The 25972-nt window shown below is 74.0% G+C and carries 23 protein-coding genes and 1 pseudogene; 14 read left to right on the top strand and 10 right to left on the bottom strand.

Going from position 1 to position 25972, the window contains the following annotated elements:
- The first annotated feature begins 30 nt into the window (after window positions 1–30).
- The gene (locus tag PV410_RS29830) at window positions 31–606 is read left to right on the top strand and encodes a type 1 glutamine amidotransferase domain-containing protein (protein WP_500328866.1); all 576 of its coding nucleotides are present in this window, start codon (window positions 31–33) and stop codon (window positions 604–606) included.
- A 12-nt stretch (window positions 607–618) separates the two neighbouring features.
- On the opposite strand, the gene PV410_RS29835 is transcribed toward PV410_RS29830, so the two are convergent.
- Window positions 619–1278 (bottom strand): response regulator, encoded by a 660-nt coding sequence (locus tag PV410_RS29835; RefSeq protein ID WP_500328867.1) that lies wholly within the window; start codon window positions 1276–1278, stop codon window positions 619–621.
- A complete protein-coding gene (locus PV410_RS29840; protein WP_500328868.1) occupies window positions 1275–2231 on the bottom strand; it encodes a HAMP domain-containing sensor histidine kinase in 957 nt (318 codons plus the stop codon). The genes PV410_RS29835 and PV410_RS29840 overlap by 4 nt, the downstream gene beginning before the upstream one ends.
- 264 nt (window positions 2232–2495) lie before the next feature.
- Between PV410_RS29840 and PV410_RS29845 the strand changes: the two genes are divergently transcribed.
- Both PV410_RS29845 and PV410_RS29850 read left to right on the top strand, forming a co-directional pair.
- A complete protein-coding gene (locus PV410_RS29845; RefSeq protein WP_500328869.1) occupies window positions 2496–2777 on the top strand; it encodes a DUF3040 domain-containing protein in 282 nt (93 codons plus the stop codon).
- 160 nt (window positions 2778–2937) lie between these two features.
- On the top strand, window positions 2938–4518 hold the full coding sequence (locus tag PV410_RS29850; RefSeq protein WP_500328870.1) for a multicopper oxidase family protein: 1581 nt from the start codon (window positions 2938–2940) through the stop codon (window positions 4516–4518).
- Window positions 4519–4546: 28 nt separating this feature from the next.
- Here the strand turns inward: PV410_RS29850 and PV410_RS29855 are convergent, their stop codons facing one another.
- On the bottom strand, window positions 4547–5806 hold the full coding sequence (locus PV410_RS29855; protein ID WP_500328871.1) for a DUF6777 domain-containing protein: 1260 nt from the start codon (window positions 5804–5806) through the stop codon (window positions 4547–4549).
- A gap of 273 nt (window positions 5807–6079) precedes the next feature.
- Between PV410_RS29855 and PV410_RS29860 the strand changes: the two genes are divergently transcribed.
- The 4 genes from PV410_RS29860 (at window position 6080) to PV410_RS29875 (ending at window position 11013) form a co-directional block, all read left to right on the top strand.
- Entirely contained in the window at window positions 6080–8173 is a 2094-nt protein-coding gene (locus PV410_RS29860) for a SpoIIE family protein phosphatase (protein ID WP_500328872.1), read from the top strand.
- A gap of 125 nt (window positions 8174–8298) precedes the next feature.
- Window positions 8299–8859: a hemerythrin domain-containing protein gene (locus tag PV410_RS29865; RefSeq protein WP_500328873.1), complete on the top strand. Its 561-nt coding sequence runs from the start codon at window positions 8299–8301 to the stop codon at window positions 8857–8859.
- Between the two features lie 179 nt (window positions 8860–9038).
- Window positions 9039–9575, top strand: coding sequence for a hypothetical protein (locus tag PV410_RS29870; RefSeq protein ID WP_500328874.1), 537 nt, complete (start codon window positions 9039–9041; stop codon window positions 9573–9575).
- A gap of 91 nt (window positions 9576–9666) precedes the next feature.
- The gene (locus tag PV410_RS29875) at window positions 9667–11013 is read left to right on the top strand and encodes an FUSC family protein (protein ID WP_500328875.1); all 1347 of its coding nucleotides are present in this window, start codon (window positions 9667–9669) and stop codon (window positions 11011–11013) included.
- 36 nt (window positions 11014–11049) lie between these two features.
- Here the strand turns inward: PV410_RS29875 and PV410_RS29880 are convergent, their stop codons facing one another.
- Together PV410_RS29880 and PV410_RS29885 are read right to left on the bottom strand one after the other, a co-directional pair.
- Window positions 11050–11877: an alpha/beta fold hydrolase gene (locus tag PV410_RS29880; RefSeq protein ID WP_500328876.1), complete on the bottom strand. Its 828-nt coding sequence runs from the start codon at window positions 11875–11877 to the stop codon at window positions 11050–11052.
- A gap of 136 nt (window positions 11878–12013) precedes the next feature.
- A complete protein-coding gene (locus tag PV410_RS29885; RefSeq protein ID WP_500328877.1) occupies window positions 12014–12610 on the bottom strand; it encodes a TetR/AcrR family transcriptional regulator in 597 nt (198 codons plus the stop codon).
- Between the two features lie 205 nt (window positions 12611–12815).
- On the opposite strand from PV410_RS29885, the gene PV410_RS29890 reads away from it, so the two are divergent.
- Window positions 12816–13730 (top strand): NAD(P)-dependent oxidoreductase, encoded by a 915-nt coding sequence (locus PV410_RS29890; protein WP_500328878.1) that lies wholly within the window; start codon window positions 12816–12818, stop codon window positions 13728–13730.
- A complete protein-coding gene (locus PV410_RS29895) occupies window positions 13727–14593 on the top strand; it encodes an SCO6745 family protein (RefSeq protein ID WP_500328879.1) in 867 nt (288 codons plus the stop codon). Before PV410_RS29890 ends, PV410_RS29895 begins: the two co-directional genes overlap by 4 nt.
- An 8-nt stretch (window positions 14594–14601) precedes the next feature.
- On the opposite strand, the gene PV410_RS29900 is transcribed toward PV410_RS29895, so the two are convergent.
- Window positions 14602–15003 (bottom strand): SsgA family sporulation/cell division regulator, encoded by a 402-nt coding sequence (locus tag PV410_RS29900; protein WP_500328880.1) that lies wholly within the window; start codon window positions 15001–15003, stop codon window positions 14602–14604.
- Between the two features lie 473 nt (window positions 15004–15476).
- On the opposite strand from PV410_RS29900, the pseudogene PV410_RS29905 reads away from it, so the two are divergent.
- Window positions 15477–15548, top strand: a pseudogene (locus tag PV410_RS29905) (hypothetical protein); the annotation flags it as partial.
- Between the two features lie 884 nt (window positions 15549–16432).
- Here the strand turns inward: PV410_RS29905 and PV410_RS29910 are convergent.
- Window positions 16433–17020 carry a TetR/AcrR family transcriptional regulator gene (locus PV410_RS29910; protein WP_500328881.1) on the bottom strand — a complete coding sequence of 196 codons (588 nt, stop codon included), beginning with the start codon at window positions 17018–17020 and terminating at the stop codon, window positions 16433–16435.
- Between the two features lie 221 nt (window positions 17021–17241).
- Between PV410_RS29910 and PV410_RS29915 the strand changes: the two genes are divergently transcribed.
- Window positions 17242–18516 (top strand): MFS transporter, encoded by a 1275-nt coding sequence (locus PV410_RS29915; protein WP_500328882.1) that lies wholly within the window; start codon window positions 17242–17244, stop codon window positions 18514–18516.
- Between the two features lie 66 nt (window positions 18517–18582).
- Here the strand turns inward: PV410_RS29915 and PV410_RS29920 are convergent, their stop codons facing one another.
- Window positions 18583–19035 (bottom strand): lipocalin-like domain-containing protein, encoded by a 453-nt coding sequence (locus PV410_RS29920; RefSeq protein WP_500328883.1) that lies wholly within the window; start codon window positions 19033–19035, stop codon window positions 18583–18585.
- A 121-nt stretch (window positions 19036–19156) separates the two neighbouring features.
- Here PV410_RS29920 and PV410_RS29925 point away from each other — a divergent pair, with 121 nt between their 5' ends.
- Together PV410_RS29925 and PV410_RS29930 are read left to right on the top strand one after the other, a co-directional pair.
- Entirely contained in the window at window positions 19157–19786 is a 630-nt protein-coding gene (locus PV410_RS29925) for a cysteine hydrolase family protein (RefSeq protein ID WP_500328884.1), read from the top strand.
- Between the two features lies 1 nt (window position 19787).
- Entirely contained in the window at window positions 19788–21365 is a 1578-nt protein-coding gene (locus PV410_RS29930) for an aldehyde dehydrogenase (NADP(+)) (protein ID WP_500328885.1), read from the top strand.
- A gap of 23 nt (window positions 21366–21388) precedes the next feature.
- On the opposite strand, the gene PV410_RS29935 is transcribed toward PV410_RS29930, so the two are convergent.
- Both PV410_RS29935 and PV410_RS29940 read right to left on the bottom strand, forming a co-directional pair.
- A complete protein-coding gene (locus PV410_RS29935) occupies window positions 21389–24037 on the bottom strand; it encodes a tetratricopeptide repeat protein (RefSeq protein WP_500328886.1) in 2649 nt (882 codons plus the stop codon).
- Window positions 24038–24100: 63 nt separating this feature from the next.
- Entirely contained in the window at window positions 24101–25126 is a 1026-nt protein-coding gene (locus PV410_RS29940) for a terpene synthase family protein (protein WP_500328887.1), read from the bottom strand.
- A gap of 262 nt (window positions 25127–25388) precedes the next feature.
- Between PV410_RS29940 and PV410_RS29945 the strand changes: the two genes are divergently transcribed.
- A complete protein-coding gene (locus PV410_RS29945; protein WP_500328888.1) occupies window positions 25389–25931 on the top strand; it encodes a hypothetical protein in 543 nt (180 codons plus the stop codon).
- The last annotated feature ends 41 nt before the right edge of the window (window positions 25932–25972 follow it).

Genomic DNA, 25972 nt, shown 5'->3' on the forward strand with positions numbered 1-25972 from the left:
ACAAGAAGCCCACAGAAGAGGGAAAAACCCATGGCTGCAGATTTCCCGGGCGGCCGCCGCGTCCTGGCGGTCGTCTCCAACTACGGGGTCGAGCAGGACGAGCTGGTCGTCCCCGTCGAGCACCTCCGTGACAAGGGCGCCGAGGTCACCGTCGCCGCGACGCGCCGCGACGCCGTACGCACCCTGGTCGGGGACAAGGATCCCGGCAAGGTCGTGGAGCCGGACACCACCCTCGACGAGGTGGACCCCACCGGTTTCGACCTGCTGCTCATCCCGGGCGGCACGATCAACGCCGACAACCTCCGCCTCCAGGGGAAGGCGATGGACGTCGTGCGCGCGTTCGCCTCGTCGGGGCGTCCGATCGCGGCGATCTGCCACGGCCCGTGGGCGCTCGTGGAGGCGGGCGTCGCGAAGGGGAAGACGCTGACCTCGTACGCCTCGGTGCGGACCGACCTGCTCAACGCGGGCGTCGCGTCCTGGGTCGACGAACCCGTGGTGAGCGACGCCTCCGCGGGGTACCCGCTGGTCACCTCGCGCACACCGGAGGACCTGGACGCATTCCTGGGCGAGGTCGACAAGCTCCTCGTGGGCTCCGCCGGCTCCTGAGCGCTGTCGCGGTCAGGGCTCGATGAGCCCGGCCCGGATCGCGTAGCGCGTGAGTTCCAGTCGGTCGCGCAGGCCGAGCTTCTGCAGGAGGTTGGCGCGGTGGCGCTCGACCGTCTTGACGCTGATGAACAGCAGGCCGGCGATCTCCTGGGACGTGTGGCCCTCGGCGACGAGCTTGAGGATCTCCTCCTCGCGTTCGGTGATGGCGCGGGCGGGCAGGGGCTCGCCCTGGCGGGCACGTTCGAGGTAGGTGCGGATCAGGGTGGTGACGGCGCCGGGGTAGATGAAGGGCTCGTCGCGCACGGCGGCCCTGCAGGCCTCGACCAGGTCGCGGTCGGCGACGGACTTCAGGACGTATCCGCTGGCCCCGGCCTTGAGGGCCTCGAAGAAGTACTGCTCGTTGTCGTACATGGTCAGGATCAGGATGCGCAGGTCCGGGCGGAGCCTGCTCAGTTCCCGCGCGGCCTGCAGGCCGGTCATGCGGGGCATGGCGATGTCCAGGACGGCCAGGTCGACCTGCTCCCCGCGGGCCTTGGCGACGGCCTCGGCGCCGTCACCGGCCTCGGCGACGACGGTCAGGTCGGGTTCGCCGTCGAGGATCAGCCGGACGCCCCGCCGAACCAGCGCGTGGTCGTCGGCGAGGAGGATCCGGGTGCGCGGCGGGGCGGTCATCGCGGGCCGTCCGCCGCCGGAGCGGGTACGTCCAGGCGGACGTCGGTGCCGCCGCCGGGGGCGGCACCGACCGCCAGGCGGGCGCCGATGAGCAGCGCGCGTTCGCGCATGCCGCGCATCCCGGAGCCCTCGGGGACCTCGCCGATGCCTTTGCCGTTGTCCCTGACCAGGAGCTCGGCCCCGCCTCCGGGAACGGCGCCCAGGTGGATCTCCACCCGGTCCGCGCCGGAGTGGCGGGCCGCGTTGGTGACCGCCTCCTGGGCGACCCGGTAGAGCACCAGCTCGGTCTCGTGGCCGAACGGGGGGAGCGCGGGCCCGAAGCGGTCCACGACCGTGAGCCCGGGGGCGGTGAACTCGCCGGCCAGGGCGCGCAGGGCACTGTGCAGGCCGAGTTCCTCCAGGACGCCGGGGCGCAGGCGGCGCGCGATGCGGCGGATCTCGTCGAGTCCGGCGCGGGTGGTCTCCTGCACCTGCCGCAGGTCGTCCTTGAGGGGATCGGGGGCCAGGTCGGCGCTGTGTCCCAGTTGCAGCACGACGGCGGTGAGGGTCTGGCCGACCTCGTCGTGGAGTTCCTGGGCGATGCGCTGCCGTTCGTCCTCCTGGGCGGTCAGCACGCGGGCGCTGGTGGTGGCGCGCTCGGACTCCAGGCGGTCGAGCATGGTGTTGAAGGTCGTGATCAGGGCGGCCATCTCCCCCGATCCGGTGACGGCGGGGCGACCCCCAGGACGGAGCAGGTCGGCGGAGTTCATCGCCCGGCTCAGCCGCTGCAGCGGTGCGAGCCCGACCCGGAGCAGCAGGGCGTTGGCGACGAGCATGGCGACCAGTCCCACGCCCAGCACCAGCGCTTCGCCCAGCAGCACGGGGGTGGAGACCGTGACGGGGCCGAGCAGGAGCACCGTGGCGACGACCAGCACCGCGCCGTTCAGCAGGAAGATCCGCCAGTACAGCGACATGGTCCCGCCTTCCTCGGGGGCTTTCCTCCACTGTCCGCCGCCATCGCCGTGCCGTCCTGCGCGTGCCCTGCCGCGCTCCTCGTGCCGTGGGTGGTGGGTACCCGGGTCCCGCTTCCAGCCTGCGCCGGGCCGGGGGGCCGCCGCCATCGGGGCCGGCACCCATTTCCGCGCCCCGGGATTGGGTGCCGGCCCCGATGGTTCCGCGGGCGGGCGCGGGCGACGGTGGAGGGGACAGGGCCCACCCGGCTCCGGGAGGAGGACACCATGCCGTACCGACACAAGGCCATCGAGGACATCGAGGCCGAGACCCGGCGCACCGACCCCCGCTTCGCCGAGGGGTTGCGCACCGGGCGCCCGTGCGCGCCGCGCGAGTACCGGCGGCGGCTGGGCTGGTTCCTGCTGGCGGTGGCGCTCGCCTGGATCCTCGTCGGCATCGTGCTCCCGCAGGGGTTGGTGATGGCGGCCGGACTGGTCCTGGCCGGAATCGCCGCGGGTGTCCTGGACCCCCGCCACGACACCGTGGGACGGGGGCGCAGGCGGACGTGATCCGGGCGCGGGGCGGACCGGACCGGGGGCCGGACGGGTGGCGGGCGGCTCCGAAGGTTGTTCGCGGGGCCCGCGTGTGGCGCCATCGCGCGCGGCTCCGGCGGGCTATTGTGACGCCGACCAATAAATTGCGCAAATCGTCACATTTTGGGAGCCCTACGTGATCGAAGGCATCGGCAGGCGCCGCTTTCTCGCCGCGGGGGCGGCCGTCGTCGGGGCGGGCGCGACGAGCAGGGCCTGGGCGGGTACACCGCTGGCCGATGTACCACCGGGCGGGATCCTGCGGAGCAAGGCTCGGCTCCCGCGCCCGTACCAGGTACCCCTGCCGGTCCCGCCGGTCCTGGAGCCCATGTTGCGGACCGCGACGACCGACTACTACCAGATGACCCAGCGCGCGGCGAAACTGGAGATCCTCCCGGGACTGCGCACCAACTGCTGGACGTACGACGGCCTCTTCCCCGGGCCCACGGTCGTCTCCCGCTCGGGGCGCCGCACTATCGTCACGCACCGCAACGAACTGCCCCAGCCGACCGTGGTCCACCTGCACGGCGGCCACACGCCCTCCGACAGCGACGGCTACCCGATCGACCTGACGATGCCCGTCGGCAGCAGCATGTCGTACGCCGACGCGATGGAGGGCATGCCGGAGATGCACGGCTCCGCCGGCCAGCTCAGCCACGGCCAGCGCAGCTACACGTATCCGATGCTGCAGCGCGCGGCGACGCTCTGGTACCACGACCACCGCATGGGCTACACCGGCCCGGCGGTGTACCGCGGACTGGCCGGGTTCCACCTCGTGACCGACGACGAGGAGGACCAGCTCGACCTGCCGCGCGGTTCCCGCGACATCCCGCTGCTGCTCGCGGACCGGGCGTTCGCCGAGAACGGGGCGCTGATGTACCCCGCGGTCGACTCCGGCATGCACAAGCCCGGCGTCGTGCACGCACATCACTTCGGCATGATGGGCGACGTCATCCTGGTCAACGGCGCCCCGTGGCCCGTGCACCGGGTCAAGCGGCAGCGCTACCGGCTGCGGTTCCTCAACGGCTGCAACGTACGGGACTTCCGCCTGGAGCTGGACCCTCCGCCGCCGGGCGGCAAGGGCCTGCTGCAGATCGGCAGCGACGGCGGACTGCTGGGCAGCCCGCTGGCCCACGACAGCCTGCGCATCGCCCCCGCCGAACGCTTCGACGTCATCGTGGACTTCGCCCGCTACCGGCCCGGTACCAAGGTGCGCCTGGTCAACCGGTTCGGCAGCGGCAGCACCGCGCAGGTCATGCGTTTCGACGTCTCGCCGTCGTCCCGGAAGCCGCACGACGACACCCACATCCCCAAGCGGCTGTCACGCCGCCCCGCCACCATCCTCGACCCCCGCAAGGCCGTGGCGCACCGGACCTTCGCGTTCCGGCACTCGCGCGACGGCTGGACGATCAACGGCCTGCCGTACAAGCCCGGCCGCTCGCTGGCCGACGTCAAGCTCGGCACGATCGAGATCTGGAAGTTCACCTCGGTGTTCTTCCATTCGGTGCACGTGCACCTGGACGCCTTCCGCGTGCTGTCCCGCAACGGCAAGAAGGCGGGCGCGTTCGACGCGGGCTGGAAGGACACGGTGGCGACGGGCCCGGGCGAGACCGTCGAGGTGGCGGTCCGCTTCACCGACTACGCGGGCAAGTTCATGATCCACTGCCACAACCTCGAGCACGAGGACATGGCGATGATGGCCGACTTCACCACGCGCTGAGGCACGGCGGCCCCGGCCCGGCGGTGTCCTAGGACGCGGCCGGGCCGGACGGCTGTCCGGGGGCGGTACCGCCGGGCGGGGGGCTCTCCCCTCCCGGCGGCCCGGGGGTGCCGGGGACCGGGCTCTGCGGAACGGGGCCCGTGCCGGGCGGCGGGGACTGCGGGGCGGTCCCGCCCTGTTCCCCCGTCGGTGCGGAGGGGCCCGTCGAACCGCCGCCCTCCTCCGGGGCGGCCGGTGAGCCACCCTGCGGCGACCCGGACGGGCCGCCGGAAGGCGCGTTCTGCGGGGGTGTGGTCCGCGTGTCGCCGGATGCCTTGCCGTCGCCGCTCTCGCGGGTGAACCACTCGCCGGTACCCGGGTCGCGGACCACGAACCTCTTCACCCGCTCGGTCGCCGGGGCCACCACCACCGTCCTCGACGGCTGGTAACCGGGCCACGCCCGGCCGACGGTCCTGGCGCCGTCCCTCTGCTCGACCGGCCCGGTCAGCGGATTGCCGCAGGCGCAGCGCACCCGGGGCATCCCCCGGTCGTCCACCAGGACCGCGGTCCCGGCCTGCAGCACCGACTGGAAGGCGGTGGGCCGGCGGTCGCGGTAGCCGTGGTTGGTGACCCGCGTGTCCGCGCGGAGCTGAAGCGGGGTCAGGCCGCGCAGGTACGCCGGGACGCCCGCGGGCGCGAGGCCCAGCACCGAGGCGAACGCCCTGCTCTTCGACGGGTCCGACGACAGGGCGCTGATCTGCTTCTCCACGTCGCAGCTGGCGGCGTCGCGCGTGCCGCCGTACAGACCGGGCATGCCGCCGCTGTAGACCTGCCGTACGGTGCCCCCCGTCGTCGAGGGGGTCGGCAGCGCCGGTGTCGCCGAGGGCGCGGCGGTCTCCTCGGCCGTCGACCCCGTGAACGGGTTCGGTCCCGCGCTGCCCGCCGTCTGCAGGAACAGCTCGCCCTGCTTCCCGCCCGAGACGCCGCCGGGCCGGGTGAACACCACGGCCAGTGCCACCGCCGCCACCACCACCGCGGTGATCGCGGCCACCTTGGGCACCGAGCGCCACCAGGGCCGTTCGTGTCCTCCGCCGTCCCCGCCGCCGTCGCCCCCTCCGCCGCCGTCGTCCGGTGGTCCACCCGGTGGCGGGGGCGGTCCGCCCACGACGACCGTCGGCGTCCGGCGCCGCCGTCCGGGCGAGTCCCGGTCCTGGCCGGACGGCCTCGCCTCGTCGGTCCCGTCCGGTCCGGACAGCGGGCCCGAGGGCGGGCCCTCGGGGCGGGCGAGCGAGGGCGGTAGAACGCTCACAGGGCTTTCCTCCACTCGTCCCGGGCCGGTACCCCGGCCGGACGCGTCGCCGGTCGCTTCAGAAGCCCCACCTGTTGACCATTGTGTGCGTCCCCCTCGCAGTCCCCGCAAGCCGACGCCCGCCGGGGACGGCGCGTCCGGACGCGCCCCGGGACGGGCCCTTGCGAGGGGTGCGCCGCCGCGTCTTCGGGGGGACCATGGAATCGCGTCGGCACGGGCGAGAGGGGACGGCGGACCGACCGGCCGGAACGGCAGGCGGAAGAGGCGCCCACCATGAGCGACACGGATCGGTACACGACCGGCCCGGAGCGGCTGGACGGGGTCTCGACGAGCCCGAGCGGGCTGATGGACCTCCTGGGTGTGGCCGCGGTGCTCCTGGAGGGCGACGGCCGGGTGGACATGTGGAGCCCGCAGGCCGAGGCGCTGTTCGGCTACACCGCGGAGGAGGCGGTCGGCCAGTACGCCGCCCACCTGCTGGTCCACGACACGCACCGCAAGCTCGTCATCGGGCTGTTCTCCGAGATCATGAAGACCGGCGAGAGCTGGGCGGGGTCCTTCCCGGTGCGCCGCAAGGACGGCAGCCGGCGGCTGGTGGAGTTCCGCAACATGCGGCTGATGGACAGCCTCGGCGACTACTACATCCTCGGGCTCGCCACCGACCAGTCCACCATGCGCGAGGTGGAGCAGGAGGTCGCCCTGTCCACGCGGCTGATCTCGCAGTCGCCGATCGGCATCGCCGTGCTGGACACCGACTTGCGGTACCTCAGCCTCAACCCCGCGCTCGCGCGGTTCCACGGCACCTCGGTCCAGGACCACCTGGGGCGCCCGTTCCGCAGCGTCCTCCCGGGCCCCGACTACCAGGCGGTGGAGGCGGAGATGCGGCAGGTGCTGGCGTCGGGGGTACCGATGGTCGACCGCTACACCGTCGGCCGTACCCCGTCCGACCCGCGCAGCGAGCACGCCTGGGCGGTGTCCCTCTACCGGCTGGAGGACCACCGCGGGCACGTGCTGGGCCTCGCCGAGGTCGTCGTCGACATCACCGAGCGGCACCGCGCGGCCGCGGAGGCCGACCGGGCCCGGCGGCGGCTGGCGGTGATCGCCGACGGCTCGGCCCGCATCGGCACCGCCCTGGAGGTCGAGCCGACGGTACGGGAACTCGTCGAGGTCGTCGTGCCCGACCTGGCGGACCTGGCGGCGGTCGACATCCTCGACAGCGTCCTGGACCAGCGCGCCCCCGCCGCCCGGCGGGACGCGCCCGTGTTCCGCTCCCTGGCGATCCGGGCCGCCTACGCCACGGAGGCGGCCCGTGCCGTCCCGGCCCCGGGCGAGGTCGTCACGTACCACGCGGACCACCTCTCCGCCCAGTGCGTGCGCACGCTCCGCCCGCACATGATCGCGCACGCGGGCCAGCACGACCTCGAGCGCATCACCCCCGACCCCGAGTCGGCGCGGCTCCTCGCCGACGCCGGTGTGCACTCGTGCATGGCGATCCCGCTCATCGCCCGCGGCGAGGTCCTGGGCGTGCTGGGCATGAGCCGGGCCCGTACGCACGCGTCCTTCGACGAGGACGACCTCACCCTCGCCTGCGAGCTGGCCGCGCGTGCGGCCGTGTGCATCGACAACGCCCGCTGGTACCAGCAGGTGCGCAACACCGCCGAGACCCTGCAGCGCAGCCTCCTCCCGGAGCCGCAGCCGTACCATCCCGGCCTGGAGGTCGCCGCCCGCTACCGGCCCGCGCAGGCCAGGAGCAAGGTGGGCGGCGACTGGTACGACGTCATCCCGCTCGACGACGAGCGGACCGCGCTGGTCGTCGGCGACGTCATGGGCAGCGGCATCGACGCCGCGACGACCATGGGCCGGCTGCGCACCGCCACCTCGACCCTGGCCGAGCTCGACCTGGACCCGGCCACGGTGCTGGGCCACCTCGACAAGATCACGCGCGGCCTCGACCCGTACATCGCGACGTGCGTGTACGCCCTGTACGACGCGCGCACGGCCGAGTGCCACCTGGCGACCGCCGGGCACCTGCCCCCGGTCCTGGTGCACGGCGACGGCTCCCCCGAACTGCTCGACCTGCCGACGGGGACGCCCCTGGGCGTCGGCGGCGTGCCGTTCGAGAGCACGAGCATCACGCTCGCGCCCGGGGACCGTCTCGTGCTGTACACCGACGGGCTCGTGGAGACCCGCGACGACCCGATCGACGAGCGCCTCGAACTGCTCCTGACCCTGCTCGGCACACCGGACGCCTCGGTGGAGGAGACCTGCGACCGGCTCCTGCGGGAGCTGAGGGGCGCCGACGACCACGACGACGTCGCCCTCCTCATCGCCCGCGCCGACCCGCACCGCCGGCCGCGGGGGCGCCTGTGATCAGGTGCCGCCGGGCGGGTGGTGACCGCGTCCCCGGGTGGGCTCGGCACCGGCAGGGTGGAATGCATGGGGTTCGGCCCCGGCGCACGCCCGGGCCGTACTGCCGCACGGAAAGGCGTGAGGGAATGGGACACGGCGGAAACGTGATCGCTGAGCTGCTGGCCGACCACCGCGAGGTCGAGGAGATCTTCGACCGCATGCAGTCGATGTCGACCGGCGACCCGGCGCTGCGGGAGCTGGTGGACGAGGTGACCATCGAGCTGGTGCGGCACTCGGTGGCGGAGGAGCAGTACCTCTACCCTGCCGTCCGCGAGCACGTCGAGGGTGGGGACCGCATCGCGGACAAGGAGATCGCGGACCACGCCAGGATCGAGGAACTGCTGAAGGAGCTGGAGCAGCTGCCACCGAACGACGGCCGGTTCCACCCCCTGCTGATGCGGCTGATGGACGAGGTCACCGCGCACGTCCAGGACGAGGAGGGCACGCTCTTCCCCGGACTCAGCAGCGCCTGCTCCCCCGAGGCCCTCGACGACCTGGGCGACAAGGTGCGCCGCGCCAAGTCCCTCGCCCCCACCCGGCCCCACCCGGCGGCACCGCACACCCCTCTCGCCAACAAGCTCCTCGCCCCGGGCGCGGGCCTCGTCGACCGGGCCCGCGACTTCGTGAGCGGCCGCGGCCGGTCCTGACCCCCGGCCGCAGGGGGGCGGCGCAGGGTCCCCGTTCCTCCGGGGGACCCTGCGCCGGGTCCTCGCCGGGAGCGGGCGTGATGCGGCTCATGTCGCAAAAGCACGGCTTTGCGTACGCTGGGCGCGCCGCGCGCCGGACGGGCGCGGCACCCACGCGCACGGAGGACGGTTCGTTCGGCATGCACAGTGAGTTCTCGTCGGTCATCGCCGCGGCCACCCGGTGGCTGCTGGCCGCCTATCCGGCGAACGGCGGAGCCCTCAGCCGTGCCCTCGCCGAAGCTCAGGCCCGCCAGGCCGCCATGGTCGCCGCCGCCCTGCGCTACCCGACGGCCGTGGACGCCGCCCTGCTCGGACTGCTGCCGCCCGGCGGCGCCGACCGCCTGGACCGGGTCGCCGGCGCCGGGGTCCTCGACGAGGACGCCGGGGACACCGAGGCCGGCTGGCGCACCTGGGTGGACGAGGTCGTCGTGAGCTGGGCGGCCTGCCTGCTCGCCGACCCGGAGCTGGCCGCCTCCGCGGTGACGGCCCTCGCGGCCACCGAACACGGCGCCTCCCTCGCCGGTGACGCCCTCCGGCTCACCCTTCCCGGCGCCCACGACCGCGCGGCTGCCGCCCTCCTGCGCCACCCGGACCTGGTGGCCCCGATAGCGGACCTGCACCGCGCGGAACTGACGGCACTGCTGGAGGCGGCGCCTCTCGACAGCTTCCCGGCGTAGCCACCGGTTCCCGCGGCCCCCGGCCCGACGCCCACGGACCGGGAGCGACATCCGCAGGTGTACGCGGTGTTTGTTCGGGAAAAGGCAGAAGATGCCTATACGTGATGCCGTGACCTGGTTGGCCCGCCGCAGCCGGGACCCGGTGGTCACCTTGACGGCGCGGGCCACCGTCGCCGCGACCATCTCGTACGTGATCGCCGTGCACGTCAGTAGCGAGTCTGCCCCGCTGACGGCGCCGCTCACCGCCCTGCTCGTCGTGCAGGTGACGCTCTACTCCACGCTCACCACCGGCATCCGCCGGGTGAACTCCGTGGTGGTCGGTGTCCTGATCGCCGTCGGGTTCAGCGCGCTGGTCGGCCTGACGTGGTGGAGCCTGGGGCTGATCATCCTCGCGGCGCTGGTCATCGGGCAGTTCGTGCGGGTCGAGGAGTTCGTCAACGAGGTGGCCATCAGCGCGATGCTGGTGCTCGGGGTGAGCCAGTTGACGGAGCAGGCATGGGACCGCGTGCTGGAGACACTCATCGGGGCAGGGGTGGGCCTGCTGCTCAACGTCCTGTTCGCACCGCCCGTGTGGGTGGGGACCGCCGGGGCGTCGATCGAGGACCTCGCCCGCCGTATGCGTCATCTCCTGCTGTGCTGCGCCGAGGAACTGGACTCCCCCGCCGCGGTGGAGCGTGCCGCGGCACGGCTGCACGAGGCGCGGCGACTGGACCAGGACGTCGCCGAGGTCGACACCGCGCTGCGCCGGGCCGAGGACAGCCTGCGGCTCAATCCCCGGGTCAGGGAAGCGCTGTTGTCCCGGGTGGTGCTGAGGACCGGTCTCGACACCCTGGAGATCTGCGTGGTGGTCCTGCGCGTCCTGGCGCGGTCGCTGACGGATCTCGCGAAGCGGCGCGGCGCGGACGAGCCGCTGTTCGACCGCGACGTGGCGGTCGCCCTGGAGGAGCTCTTCGCCCACCTCGGCGGGGCGCTCGTCAGCTTCGCCGTCCTGGTGACCACGCAGGTGAGCAGCAACGCCGAGGAGGCCGAGGGCCGGCTGGCCGCGGAGCTCGCGGCGGCCCGCGCGAGCCGCGAGAAGGCCGCGGACATGCTGCTCGACCGGGTGCGGCAGCATCCGGGGGCCTGGCAACTGCACGGGTCCCTGCTCGCCGAGGTGGACCGCATCCTGGACGAGCTGGCCCTGGAGCACCGTTCCCACCGGCTGATGGAGGAGCTGGACGAGGCCGCCCGGGCGCAGCAGGACCGCTTCGCCGTGCTGGCCAGGCTCCGGCTCGTGGCCCGCGGTGAACGCGTCCGGCGCCGTCGTCACGGGCGGGGCGCGTCCGGCGGGGAGACACGGACCGGTCCGCCGCCCGTGCCCTCGGCCCGGGCGGACCGGCCGGGCCGGGCGCCGGGGGACCGGCGTCGTGCGGCGCGCGACCGGTCGCGCTCGGGGTGACGCGCATCAGGGCGCGGTCGCGGCGCCGCGGACGGCTCAGCCGCGCGCGAAGTCCAGCAGGTCGGCGTTGAACCGCTCGGCGAACCTGGGCACCATCGCCAGCCCGTGCGGGGCTCCCTCGTACACCTTGTAGACCGCTCCCTTGACCAGCTTCGAGCTCTTGGCACCGGCAGCCACGATGGGCACGATCTGGTCGTCGTCCCCGTGCACGATCAGCGTCGGGACGTCGATCTTCTTGAGGTCCTCGGTGGTGTCCGTCTCGGAGAACGCCTTGACGCAGTCGTAGGCGCCCTTGATGCCCACCGTCATGCTCCACAGCCAGAACTCGTCGCGGGTGCCCTGGCTGACGGTCGACCCTTCGCGGTTCGCGCCGTAGAACGGGCCGCTGAGGTCCCTGTAGAACTGGGACCTGTCCTGGGCCACGCCCTCGCGGATCTCGTCGAAGACCTCGATCGGAAGGCCCTCGGGATTGGCCTGCGTCTTCAGCATCAGCGGGGGGATCGCGCCCACCAGCACCGCTTTGGCGACCCTGCCCGTGCCGTGCCGCCCCATGTAGCGCGTGACCTCGCCGCCACCGGTCGAGTGCCCGACCAGGATGACGTCGCGCAGGTCGAGTTCCTCGATCACGGCCGCCAGGTCGTCGGCGTAGGTGTCGAGGTCGTTGCCCTCCCAGGGCTGACCGGAACGCCCACCGCCACGACGGTCGTGGGCGACGCCCCGGAAACCGTGGTCCACCATCCACTTCAACTGCGGGTCCCAGGCGTCCGCGGTCAGCGGCCAGCCGTGGGAGAACACGACGGGTTGGCCAGTCCCCCAGTCCTTGAAGAAGATCTGGGTCCCGTCCTTCGCTGTTGCATACGGCATGATCCTGAGTCCTTCTCGCTCCAGGGGGAACGCAGGGTTCCGGGGTTGCCCATACCCAAGCCCGGCCCCGACCGGGATGAGTACGCCGTTGGTCAAACCGTAGTGCCGGGGCGGAGTCCCGGCGCGTCGAGACGGCTCAGCGCTCCGGCGCCACGGAAGCGTCCAGCAGCGGGCCGAGCTCGCGTGCCACGGCCGTCAGGGCGCGTACGTCGCGCTCCGCCCGGGCGATGACGACGGCGCCCTCGATGGCGCTGACCATCAGCGTCGCCAGCGACGGTGCCCGCCCGGCCGGCACGCCCATCTCCTCCAGTGCCCCGGCAACAGGCCCGGTCCAGGTCGCGAAGGCGGCGGCCGCCGCCGTACGGGTGGCCTCGGAGGTCCCGGCGCAGTCGACCGTGGCGGCCGCGACGGGGCAGCCGGCGTCGTAGCCGGAGGTCAGGAACTCGTCCGTCCACTGGCCGACCATGGCGGCGAACAGCCCGCCGGGAGTCGGCTCTGGCAGGGCGGCGAGGAAGCGGGCCACGCGGTTGCCGGCGTAGCGGCCGGCCCAGCCGACGGCTTCGTTGACCATCTGCTCCTTGCCGCCCGGGAAGTAGTACTGCAGCGATCCCCGGGGCGCCTGCGCGTGGGCGGCGACCTCGCGCATGCCCGTCGCCGTGACGCCGCCGCGGCGGATCAGCTGTGCGGCGCTGAAGACCATGCGCTCGCGGGGACCCCGCTCGGAACCGGTCATCGCCGACCTCCCACCGTCTGCCCTTCCGCCCGCCCGCGTAAGGCGCGGCGGCCCTGCCCGGTGCGCGTCAGCTCGGCGGCGCAGTTCGCGCGCGCGGGCCGGCGGCCGGCGCCCCGGGGTCTATTATGACGCCTGTCATAGCGCGTATGACAGGCGTCATAACGCGCGGGTCGAGCGGTCGGACGGCCGGGACGGGCGGTGGGCAGTGGACGTGGGTTTCATCGGCCTGGGGATCATGGGGCAGCCCATGGCGCTCCGTCTGGCCGGTTCGGGAACACGGCTGGTGGTCTGGAACCGCACCGCCGCCCGGTGCGCTCCGCTGCGCGCGGCCGGGGCCGAGGTGGCGGAGGGGCCCGGCGAGGTCTTCGACCGGGCCCGCGTGGTGGTCCTGATGCTCGCCGACGGCGCCGCCGTCGACGACGTCCTGGGCCGCGGCACCCCGGACTTCGCCGCGCGTGTGGCCGGGCACGTCGTCGTCCACATGGGCACCACCTCGCCCGCGTACTCGCGCGGGCTGGAGGCCGCCGTCCGCGCGGCGGGCGGCCGCTACGTGGAGGCCCCCGTCTCCGGCTCCCGCAAGCCCGCCGAGGCGGGGCAGCTCGTGGCGATGCTCGCCGGGGATCCCGCGGCGGTGGAGGAGGTGCGGCCGCTGCTCGCGCCGATGTGCCGGGAGTCCTTCGCCTGCGGGCCGGTGCCCGGCGCGCTGCTGATGAAGCTGTCGGTCAACCTCTTCCTGATCACGATGGTCACCGGGCTCACCGAGGCCTTCCACTTCGCGGAACGGCAGGGCCTGGACACCGGGCAGTTCCTCTCCGTCCTGGACGCCGGGCCCATGGCCAGCGCCGTGTCGCGGATGAAGGCGCCCAAGCTGAGGGAGCGCGACTTCTCCGCGCAGGCCGCCGCGGCGGACGTGCTGCACAACAACCGCCTCATCGCCGAGGCGGCGCGCGCGTCCGGCCTGGCCTCGCCGCTGCTGGACGTCTGCCACGCCCTCTTCGACGAGACCGTGGAACAGGGCGACGGACGCGCGGACATGGTGGCCGTCTTGCGGGCGATCGAAGCCCGCACGGACGTCGCCGGCGACCTGGTCGCCGAGGTACGGGGCGGAGGCGTCCGGTGAGCCGGACCGTGACGCCCTCGGAGGCCGCCGTCACCGCCCGGCGCATGTGGCGGCTCGCCGAACCGGTGCACGCCGTCACCTACTTCACGCCCGAGGCACGTGCCGCGTACGAGGAGGCGGGGCTGCGCGGTTACTGGCGCGGTTACTTCGCCGGTCGCGCGGCCCCCCTCGGCCCGGTGGGCCCGGAGCCCGTCGTGGCCGCCTTCTTCGGCTTCGCGCCCGCCATGGTGGCCCGCGCGCTGCCCGGCGTGTGGGCTCTCGCCCCGCCCGAGCGCGCCCTTGACGCGCGGCGGCGCGGCGCGGGCGCCGCACTGCGGCGGCTGCTGGCGGGGCAGGAGACGGCGGTGGCGGAGGCGGTGGACCTGCTGGCTCCCGTCGTCGCCGGCCTCGACGTCGCGGGACGGGTGCTCGCCGCCGCGAATACGGCGCTCCCCTCCCCCGGCGACCCGGTCGACGCGCTCTGGCACCAGGCCACGCTGCTGCGCGAGCACCGCGGGGACGGTCATGTGGCGGCGCTCGTCGCGGCCGGTCTGAGTGGATGCGAGGCGCTGGTGCTGCGCACGGGCATCGACCTGCCGCGATCGGAGCTGCAGCCGCACCGCGGATGGACCGACGAGCAGTGGGCCGGTGCAGCGGCTCGTCTCGCCGACCGCGGCCTGCTCGGCGCGGACGGCTCCGCGACCGCAGCGGGGCGGGAGGCCTACCGCGCGCTGGAGGAGGCCACCGACCGCGCCGCCGGTCGGCCCTGGGAGCTCTTGGCACCCGGGGCCGTCGAGCGCCTGGTCACCGTGCTGTCCGCTGCGGCGCGGGCCTGCGCGGGGGCGCTGCCGTACCCGAACCCGATGGGCGTGCCCACCCCCTGAGGAACGCCTCAGGCCGAGAGGAGTCCTGCGATGCAGGCGTCCCAGTCGATGTGGCCGCCCTCGGTGCCGAGCGGGACGAGTTCCGCGGTCGCGGCCAGGAACCGGGCGAGTTCACCCGTGGCGACCTGCAGGACGGCCGTGCCGCCGGGGGCGGCGAGCGTGATCAGGGTGTGGGCGTGGTCGCCGGGTTCGACGTGCACGTCGCCGTCCCCGGCGGAGGCCGCGAGCCCGGCGAGCAGCAGCTCGCGGGAGAGCACCCACTCCGCCTCGCCGGCACCGTCGTCGAGGCCGAAGCGCATCCGCACGATGTAGGGGTCGTCGGAACGGTACCGGCAGTCCGCCGACAGATCGAGGAACCGCCGGGTCCCGGTGATCAGCCGCAGGGACAGGTGTTCCGTGAGTGCTCGCATGGACGCCCCCTCGTGGGCCCGGTTCGGCCGCGTTCGCCGTTCAGCAGCATGTCGTTGCCGTGCGTTTGCCCCGTGACGCATGGTCCGGGCCGGGGCGACGGGAAAGATTTCGTGAAGGCTCGCCCTGGACGACCGATCTGCGGGGTGCCCGGTCAGAAGCGCCGGTCCTGCGCCATGACGTCGGCGGGTCCGGGGAGTTCACCGCCGATCGCGGGGACCGGGTCCGGGGCTCCGACCGTCGGGCACAACGACAGCGGTACGCATGCCACTCATAAGTGATGCAACGGACACCTTCCGTCGTCACCCATGGGCCGCGACCGGGGCACCGGGCACGGCGGTACGCATGACCGGGCACACGGCGGACCGCCGTTACGTAGCTTGACGGACGCCTTTCGTCAGCTTTCGCCCTAGTTTTTGCTGTGTCCGCGGCCGGGGGCCGGGCGACCGCGGACGGGTCGGCTCGGAGGTCTGGGATGACGGCATACGACTACATCGTCGTCGGTGGCGGGACCGCGGGGTGCGTGCTCGCCGCGCGGCTCTCGGAGGACGGGCGGGCCCGGGTGCTGCTCCTCGAGGCGGGGCCGGCCCGGGCGGCGAAGCGCTCGGCCGCTCCGCCGCGGTGGATGCGGTGGATCGGCAGCGGGATGGACTGGGGCGACCGGAGCGTGGAGCAGCGCGGAGCCGGCAGTGCCGTGCTGCCCTATCCGCGGGGAAGTGAGCCGGTCGGCGGCCCGGGGCGACCGCTGACGGGTGGTCTCGCCGGTGGCCTCCAGTTCCTGCCGCGCGCGGCGGCTCCACGCCGCGGCTCCCAGGTCGTCGAAGGTGTCGCGGGCGGCCCTGAGCGGTGCGCGGGACTCCAGGACGCGGCGCTGCCTGCGCAGCCACTCGCCGTACGCGAGCCGCAGGCGCGCCCGCTCCAGGGACCAGCCCGTGAGGTCCGCCCCCAAGGCGGCCGCGAAGGCGGCCTCACCCTCCTCCTCACCGGCCAGGACCGCCCGGGCGTGGCGCGCGGCCAGGCGCACGCGGGCCGCGGGCGTCCGGCGGGCCAGCGGTGCGAACCGATCCAGGACCCCTTGCGCGTCGTCCTTCTCGCCGCAGTGCGCGGCCGCCTCGGCGAGGTCGCCCACGGTCCACAGGGCGGTCATCACGTGGTGCCCGGCGTCGGCCGGATCGATCAGCCGCCTCAGCTGGGCGTACGCCTGCGCGTGGTCCCCGCTGCAGGACAGCGCCGTGCCGCGCGCCATGCGCACCGTCGCGTGCAGCAGCGGGGGGTTCAGCCGGACGGCGATGGCCCGCGCCTGCCCGATCAGCCGGTGGGCGGTCGACGCGTCGTCGCGCAGGGCGGCGAGGCAGCCGAGCACGCTGAGCGCGGTCGCCTCCCACTCGGGCTGCCCGGTCTCCCGGGCGAGCCTGCGGGCCGCCGGTTCGGTCAGGCCTCCGCGGGTACGTACGCGTCCTTCAGGCGCCCGGCGACCGTCGCCAGGAACTCGTCGGACAGCTCCGGGTCGGCGACCGCGCGCGAGATCAACAAGGCACCGACCAGGGCGCTGAGAGTGAGCATCGCGTCGGCCCGCGCCTCACCGGGGTCGTCGCCCTGCGCCGCCTCACCGATGAGCGCGAGGTAGCTGAGGACCTGCTTCTCGTACGCCTCCCGCAACTCCGCATCGCCGCGACCGGCTGCGGCGCCCAAGGTCACCAGGGCGCAGCCGGTGCCGGGAGCGTCCCGGTGGCGGGCGCTGAGGTAGGCGTCGATCAGGCCCGAGCGGGGCTCATCCGGGTCCCGGCGGGCGGCCTCGGCCATCTTGGCCTCGCCGTCGGCCAGGGCCAGCGCCGCCGCCTGACCCATCAGGTCCTCGCGCGAGGCGAAGTGCTTGTAGAACCCGCCGTGGGTCAGTCCGGCCTCGTTCATGAGGTCCGCGACGCCGGGTCGGGTCATGCCCTCCTCGCGGATCCGGCGGGCGGCGATCCGCAGGACCTTCTCGCGCGACTCGGCCTTCGCTGCCTGCGAGTGACCCATCGCATGACCTCCCGGGTGTGCGTCGGGCTGACCCGACCCCAATGTGGATGACGGACATCATACATCGCTGCCGGAATCCCATCCCGGGCTTTGACATGCAGGATGACACGCATCATCCTGCATATGTGGATGACATAAATCATCCAGACCTCGGCACGAGCCTCCACCGGAGCAGGCCCGCCGCCCCGCCCCTCCCGCCCGCGAACCCTCCGCGAGGACCCATGACCACCGCAGCAACCCGCCCGGACGTCAAACGGGGAACCCTCCCCGTCTTCGCCACGGCGACGGCGATCACGGTCGCCAACATCTACTTCACCCAGCCCCTCCTCGACCAGATCGCCCGCGGCTTCGGCATCTCCGCCTCCGCCGCCGGCCTCGTGGCCACGGCAGGACAGATCGGCTACGCGCTGGGGATCGTGGCCGTCGTCCCGCTCGCGGACCGGGCCCGGCTGCGCCGGCTGTCCAGGGTCCTGCTGGCGGTGACCGCCGTCGCGCTCCTGGGGGGCGCCCTGGCTCCGTCCGTCGCCCTGCTGGGGATGGCGACCCTCGTGCTCTCGGCGAGCACCGTGCTCCCACAGGTGATCATGCCCACGGTCGCGTCCATGGCCGCCCCCGGCCAGGCCGGGCGGGTCCTGGGGGCGGTCGGCACGGGGCTGACGATGGGCGCCCTGCTCTCGCGCACCGCCTCCGGGCTCATCGCCGAGGCCGCGGGCACCTGGCGGGCCGGCTTCCTCGTCGCCGCGGCGGCCACGGGGGCGCTGCTGCTGGTCCTCCCCCGCTACATGCCGGCCGGGCGCCCGCCGGGGGCGGCGGCCTCCGGCGGCTACGGGAGCTTGCTCGCCTCGCTCCCCCGACTGCTCGTGGTCCACGCCCCGTTGCGCCTGTCGGCCGCGCTGGGGGCGACGGCGTTCGCCTCCTTCTCGGCCTTCTGGTCCACGCTCGCCTTCCACCTCACCGCGCCGCCGATCGGCCTGGGCCCCGCCGTGGTCGGCCTCTTCGGCCTGTGCAGCGTGCCGGGCGCCCTGGCCGCCCGCTACTCGGGGCGGCTCACCGACCGGTGGGGGCCGCTGGGGGTCAACGCCCTCGCCGTCGCCTCGGCACTGGCCGCCTTCGTGCTCTTCGGGGTCGCGGGGCGGTCGCTCGTCGTCCTCGCCGTCGGCTGCAACCTCCTCGGCTACGGGGTGACGAGCGGCCAGATAGCGAACCAGGCCCGCATCTTCACCGCCGGGCCGGAGATCCGGGGGCGGCTCAACACGGTGTACATGTTCGCGGTCTTCGGTGGCGGCGCCACCGGTTCCGCCGTCGCCGGGGTGCTCTTCTCCGCCTTCGGCTGGCGCGGCGTGGTGGCGGGCGGCCTGGGCTTCCTGCTCCTCGCGGGCCTCACTCTCGCCTGGCACGGCCTCCGCGCCCGCCACACCGGCCCCCGGCACGGCGACGACGCCGAGCCCGGACAGGCCGACGCGGACACCGCCACCGCTCCCGCCCTGCGGCGATAGCCACACCCCCTCGGAGCGCGGGCCCCACCGCCCGCGCTCCGCACCCCCGCTTCCCGGGGGCCGCCACTACCGTCCGTCGCGCTCCCAGGTCAGGACGCCGGTGCGCAGCGCCCCCCAGATCCTGGCGGCACCGGGCAGGCTCAGCCGGAGCCTGCGCCCGTCCAGGTCGGCGATCCGCGTCTGGGAACCGCCCACCCAGTTGGGGAACAGGCTCAGCTCGACGTGGTGGACGACCGTGTCCCCCGCCGGGACCTCGAAGGTGCCGGCGTACGCGAGGTAGCCCGCGGCCGCCGCGGCCAGCTCCTCCGGCAGCCCTTCCTCGAGCCGCCCGTGGCGGAAGCCCGGCCGCCCGACCCGCATGATCTGGGCCGCCATGTGGCCCTCCGGCCCGTACGTGATCAGTCCCCGGGGCCGCGGCCCGAAGGGCTCGACGACCTCCCCGGTCCCGACGTCGGTGGCCTCGTAGGACATCAGGCGCCAGGCGCCGATCAGGGATGTGCGCAGTTCATCGGGGGTCATCGCCGTACCTCGCTCACGTGCCGGGCGCCCGGGGCGCCGTCCTTGACTTTCAGGATGACGAGAGTAATCCTGAATGAGGAATGAGGATGATGCAAGTAATCCAGATTGGAAAGGGCCCGTCATGACCGACACCTACGACCCCACGCGCACCGCGATACTGCTGGTCGACCCCTACAACGACTTCCTGTCGGAGGGCGGCAAGGTCTGGCCCGCGCTGGAGGGCGTCGCCACCGAGGTCGGCCTGCTCGACAACCTCCGCGCCGTCGTCGGCGCGGGGCGCGCGGCGGGCCAGAAGGTCTTCTTCGTCCCCCACCGCCGCTGGCAGGAGGGTGACTACGAGGACTGGGAGCACCCCAACCCCACGCACCGCATCATCCAGGAGCGGCACACCTTCGCCCTCGGCACCTGGGGAGGCGAGTTCCACCCCGACTTCCGGCCCGCCGACGGCGAGGTGGTCATCCAGGAGCACTGGTCGCAGAGCGGGTTCGCCAACACCGACCTGGACTTCCGGCTCAAGCAGCACGGCATCACGCACGTGATCGTCATCGGCCTGCTCGCCAACACCTGCATCGAGTCCACCGGCCGCTTCGCCATGGAGCTCGGCTACCACGTGACGCTCGTCCGTGACGCCACCGCGGCCTACCGCCCGGAGATGATGCACGCCGCCCACGAACTCAACGGCCCCACCTACGCCCACTCCATCACCACCACCGCCGACCTGCTCAAGACCCTGGAGAACGGAGACCACTGACATGCGACTGACCGGAGAGATGCTGATAGGCGCGTCGTCCATCCCCGCGTCCGAAGGCACGATGAAGGCCCTCGACCCGGCCACCGGCGAACTGGTCGGACCGGAGTTCGCGCTCGGCGGGGCGGCCGAGGTCGACCGCGCCGCCCGCCTGGCCGACGAGGCCTACGACACCTACAACCGCACCGGCCTCGCGGAGCGCGCCGCGTTCCTCGAACTGATCGCGGACCGGCTCGAGGGGATCAAGGGCGAACTGGCCGAGCGGGCAGCCCTGGAAACGGGCCTTCCGGCCGCGCAGCTGGAAGCCGAGGCGGTCAAGTCCGCAGGGCAGTTCCGGCAGTTCGCCGACGTCGTCCGGCAGGGCCGGTTCCGGCAGGCCGCCGTCGACCCGGCCCAGCCGGAGCGGCAGCCCCGGCCGCGCATGGACCACCGCATGCAGAAGATCGGTATCGGCCCGGTGGCCGTCTTCGGCGCCAGCAACTTCCCGATCTCGTACTCGGTCGCGGGCGGCGACACCGCCGCCGCTCTCGCGGCGGGCTGCCCGGTGATCCTCAAGGCCCACAACGCCCACCCCGGCGCCTCGGAGCTGCAGGGGCGCGTCATCCAGGGCGCCGTCGCCGATTCCGGGCTGCACGAGGGCGTGTTCTCGATGGTCCGGGGGGCCGGCAACGCGATCGGCGAGGCCCTGGTGGACCATCCGCTGGTCAAGGCCGTCACCTTCACCGGCTCCGAAGGCGGTGGCATGGCCCTGTACCGGCGGGCCCAGCTGCGACCCGACCCGATCCCGGTCTTCGCGGAGATGACCAGCGTCAACCCGACCTTCGTCCTGCCAGCGGCGCTGGCGGCGCGCGGCGGCGAGATCGGCGACGGCTTCGCCGAGCGCATGCTCGTCAACGTCGGCCAGGCCTGCCTGAAGCCGGCCGTGCTGCTCGCCGTCGACGGCCCGGGTTACGCCGCGATGCGCGAGGCAGCCGCGGCACGGGTGGGCGCGATGGGCGCACGGACGATGCTCACCCCCGGCATCCACGACGCGTACGGCCGCGGGGCGCGGCGCCTGCGCGACTCCGGGGCCACGACCGTGACGGTGGGCCCGGAGCCCGAGGGCGCCTTCGAGGGCCGCGCGCAGCTCCTCGAGGTCGACGGCGACCGGTTCCTGGCCGAAACCGCCCTGGCCGAGGAGGTCTTCGGACCGGCAGCGCTGCTGGTCCGGCTGTCCGGCGTCGAGCAGATGACCGAGGTGGCCCGGAGCTTCCGCGGCCAGCTGTCGGCGACGATGCACCTCGAGGAGGAGGACCACCCGCAGGCCGCGCGCCTGCTGCCGGTCCTGGAGCGCCGCACCGGCCGGATCGTGGTGAACGCCTTCGCCCACCCGCAGGAGGTCGGCCACGCCACCATCCACGGAGGCCCGTTCCCGGCCACCACCGACAGCCGCTTCACCTCGGTCGGCATGAGCGCGATCGACCGCTTCCTGCGGCCCGTCACCTACCAGGGCTTCCCGGACGCGCTGCTCCCCGAGGCGCTGGTCCCGGCCAACCCGCTGGGGCTGTGGCGGCTGGTAGACGGGCACGTCACCCGCGACTGACCCGCCGGGAGCGGCAGGCCCGGTCACGGGAAGCGGGCGAGTTCCTCCCGGGTACGGGCGATCCAGGGGTGGTCCTCGCCGAGGTGGCGCACACGGTCCTGGAGGACCTGGCGCAGCAGCCGGGCGGCGCGTGGGGCGTCGCCCGCCGCGCCGACCGAACAGGCGTGGGCGTTACGGCTGTTGAGGGTGGAGGGATGGTCGTCACCGAGGACGCGGGTGCGGTCCTGGACGAGGATCTCCAGCAGGTCCGCGGCCTCGCCGTGACGGCCGGTGGCGGCCAGGCAGCGGGCACGCCCGCCGCGTGCGGTGAGCGTCTGGGGGTGGTCGTCGCCCAGGCGCTCGCGGCAGTCGTCGACGAGCTGTTCGTACCGGGCCGTCGCCTCGGCCGCCCGGCCCGCCCTCAGGACACAACGGGCGTGGGCGGCACGGACAGCGAACAGCTGGGGGTGCCCGTCGTCGAGGATCTCGGCGCTCTCGGTCAACAGCGCGCCGAGGAGCCGTACGGCCTCCTCGGCCGCCCCGGCCTCGCTGAGGAAGAGCGCCTGGTAGCGCCGCCACAGCAGCGGGATCGGGCTGTCCGGCCCGTGCACGGCGCCTCCGCGGCCGTCCTCGATCAGGTCGCTGAGCAGTGCCGATGCGCGGCCGGGGTCGCCGGCCTCGCCCAGGAAACGGGCGTGGCCGTGGCGGGAGGCGAGGGTGTCCGGGTGGAGCGGGTCGAGGACCTTCAGGCAGTCCTGGAGGAGTTCCCCGAACAGCCCGGCGGCGCGGGCGGCATGCCCCGCCTCGCCGAGGAAGTGGGCGTGGTGGCGGCGGTTGTTGAGGGTGTAGGGGTGGTACGGGCCCTGGGTGCGTGACCGGTCGGCGACCAGGCTGTCGAAGAGCCGGGCGGCCTGTCCGGGGCGGCCGGCGTCGCCGAGCAGGTAGGCGTAGCCGTACCGGCTGCTGAGGGTGTGCGGGTGGTCGGCGCCCAGCAGGCGGGTCCGGTCGGCCAGCACGGACTGGTACTCGGCGACCGCTTCCTCGAGCCGTCCGGTCTCGCCGAGGAACACCGCCAGGTTGTTGCGGCTGTTGAGGGTGTGGGAGTGCTCGCGGCCGAGGACGCGCGTGCGGTCCTGGATGACGCCGCGCAGCAGGTCGACGGCCTCGGCGGGGTGGCCGGCCATGCCGACGTAGCGGGCGTGGGAGTTGCGGTTCTCCAGCGTCTCCTTGACGTCGGGGCCGCCGCGCCGCTCGGCCTCCGCGACCAGCTCGCGGTACAGGTCCGCCGCGCGCCGGGGGTCGCCGGCCTCCCCCACGCACGTGGCGTACCACTGCCGGGGCAACTGCCCGGGGTCGGCACCGGCCTTGTCGAAGGCGGCCATGGCGTGGTGCAGGTCGCCGCGCTGGTAGGCGGTCGCGCCGATGTCCAGGGCGCGCACCGGGTCGGCGTGGTCGATGAGGATCTCCCACACGGCGTCCGGGATGCGCGGCGGCGGCACCTGCTCGTCCAGGGTCTGGTGCAGGTAGTCGAAGGCCAGGTAGGCGCCGTCGTCGCGGGGCAGCAGCAGGCTGGAGGTGGCGTGCAGGGGGGCGGTGGCCCAGCGCAGCGCCTCTTCCCACGCCTCCGGCCGCAGGCTGGTGCCGCCGCGCAGGTCCAGGTGGATCTCGTGCAGGCGGCGCAGCACGTCCTCGGGCAGCGGCTGGTGGTAACCCGCGCGCCGGGCGTCCACGGCCCCTGCGACGAGGGCGGCTGCCCGCGGACGGGCACCGGCCGCCCACGCGTTGCTGAAGTCGTCGAGCAACTGGGGAGCCGCGGCGAGGTACTCGGCCACCCCGCGGCTGCCGGACCGGGCGTCGTTGACGGCGGCCCTGATCCTCGGGTCGTCGGTGTGGTGCCGGGCCCGCGCCAGCTCCGCCTCGCTCCAGGTACGGTCCACCCGCACGACCGAGGCCAGCCGCAGCACCTCGCGCCCCGAGCGCAGCACGTCACCGCCGGGCTCGTCGTCGGCGGCCGAGCGGGCGCCGAAGCGGATGTGCTGACGTGCGCTCATGGTCGCCACGACGGCGACCCGCGCCGGCCCGGCCTCCAGCAGCCGCTGTACGTGACCTGCCGTCAGCCCGCCCGCGCCGAGGTAGTTCTCCAGGTCGTCCAGCCACACCACGGCCTGCTTCAGCCGTGGCACGGTGTCCGCGAGGGCGACCATCGCCTCACGACTGTCCGGAACGACCAGCCGGTAGCGCGGGAAGTGCTTGCGCACCACCTCGTAGGCCAGGCGCGTCTTGCCCGCCGTGGAGTCCCCCACCAGCAGCAGGAATCCCTGTCCCCCGCTGAGCACCGCCTCCGCCTGCGGCATGGCGTCCCGCCCGACGAACACCGGGACACGGCCGAAGCCGGCCGTCCCGCCGCCGCCCGGTGCGGCCGGGTGGACGCCGAGACCGATGGGGTCGTCGACGTCCGCCACCAGCGGCGCCGTGCCGCGCCGGGAGATCCGCAGCAGGCCCGGCAGCGCCCGTCTGCGGCCCGCCGACTGCTCCAGCGCCCTGCCTCCCGAGGCGGCCACGGTCTCCGTCGCCGCCCCGGCGACCGCTCCCGCCGGGCCGAACAGCAGGGTCAGGGCGGGCCGGGCCAGACCGGAGAACACCCTGAGCAGGTAACCGGCCGCGCCTGTGGCGCGGTCCCTCCCGGCAGCCATCGCGTACTCTCCCGTTCCCCCCGGTGCTCCCCTGCCGTGGTGCATTCCCGGTGGCGCCGCCGGCTACCCACCGGGGGCACGGTAGCGGGCGGAGGCCAGGGAGAAGTCGAGGAAGCCGCGGGCCCAGGCGTGGATGCCGTCCGCGTACTGGCAGACCGCGGCCAGCTGCCCCGGGGTGAGGTCGGTCGCGAGGGCGGTGGCGTACAGGTCGCGTGTCGCGGTGCGCAGGGAGGCGACGCGGCGGGCGTGCCACAGCCGTGTCTCGTCGATCGCCTCGTCCAGCGTCAGGCCGTGGTGGTGGCGCAGGACGAGGACCAGGTTGGTGGTCTCCCCCGAGCGCAGCTCCTTCTCCACCGAGAACAGGTCGTTGGTCCAGCCGATGACGTCGGCGGCGGCCTCGCGCAGCACGCGGCAGGCCGGCGAGAACCAGATCGCCGGGGGCAGTTCCGCCTCCTGGGCGTACTCGATGAGGTCGAAGCACCAGCCGGTCGCGCCGGAGACCCGCCGCCAGGCGATGTAGGCCTCGGGGGTGGGCACCTCGTCGCCGGCGCGGATCCTGATCATGTCCTGGTTGGTACGGATCCACCCGAGCAGGTGACGGCGGAAACGGTCGCCCCAGGCGGGCCCCATGGCACCGGTCACCCGCGGCAGGAGTTCGCCCAGGACGCGGACGGCCGGCGGCGCCGACGCGGGGACCTCCCACCCGCAGCCGCCGACGGCGCGTGCCATGGCCTCCAGTTCCGCGCCGGTCCCCGTGGACGGGCCCACGTCGCTGCCGTCGTCGACGGCGAACATCCACAGCGTCAGCCGGGCCAGCTCCGTCAGACGGGCCGGGGTCGCCCATGGCCACACGTGCGCGGCCATGGCGGCCTGCCGTTCCCGGCCGGCCTGCCCCGAGGCCGGCGCGGACAGCAACCCGGCCCGCCGCGCCCAGGCCATGACGTGCGGCTCCACCTGCCGCAGGCCGGGGTTGAGGAGCGACGGGCCCGGTACGCGGACGGGCCCCCCGGCCCGGCCCCGTGCGGTCCCGCTGTGCGCGGCCCGTCCCCCCGGGCCGTCGATACGAACGAACGCAGATGTCTTCCCCACCGGATTCCCCCCTTCCCGGGCCGTCGGCGACCCGGGCAAGGACTATGACTTCCAGCCATCCCCGTCCCGGTTCCTACCCAGCGTTCGACTTCCGGACGCCCGGAACGGGCAGCCGGCGTCAGAGCTCCGTCGAAACCGGGCTGACGGGAACCCGGGCCGTCCACGATGCGTCATGATCCGGGCGGGCACCGACCGCCCGCACCGTTCGCGTTCGCCTTCGCGTTCGCCTTCGTGTCCACGTTCACGTTCATCGAGGAGAGAAGTGCACAGACACCGCCGTCCGTACTCCGCCGCCGTGGCCGCCGTGCTCCTGGCCGCCCTGCTGGGTGCCTGCGGGAGCCCGGACTCCGGCGCCGTGGCCGGATCCGGAGCGTCGGCCGCCGCTTCCGCCGGCACCCGCACCCCAGTGGCGAAGGCGGACCCGCCCGTCACCGGGGCGCTGGACGACCACCGGCACGTGGCGCGCAGGACGGCCCCCGCGCGGCGCCCCCACATGGTGCAGCGGTGCACCGACCGCACCCGGCGGGTGAAGCACACCTCCTCGAAGGGTTCAGGCAAGCGCAAGTCGACCCGGACCTGGTACACCACCGAGCACTACCAGGACTGCCGCAAGGTCCAGCAGGGCACCGAGTCCTACACCCGTGTGGTGTCCGCGGAACGCTGGTGCGTCGAACTGGACGACGTCGGCGGCGACCGCATCCGCGACGACGTCTGGTACAAGGTGGACGCCACGACCTACGGCACGGCCGTCGGCGCCGAGGAGGGCACCCCGATGTCCTTCACCCCCCTGGCGTCCGGCTGCTGACGGCGCACCGCCGGGCGGCGCCGGGCCCGGCGTAATCCGGA

It is taken from the genome of Streptomyces sp. PA03-5A, assembly GCF_033792725.1.
GTDB lineage: Bacteria > Actinomycetota > Actinomycetes > Streptomycetales > Streptomycetaceae > Actinacidiphila.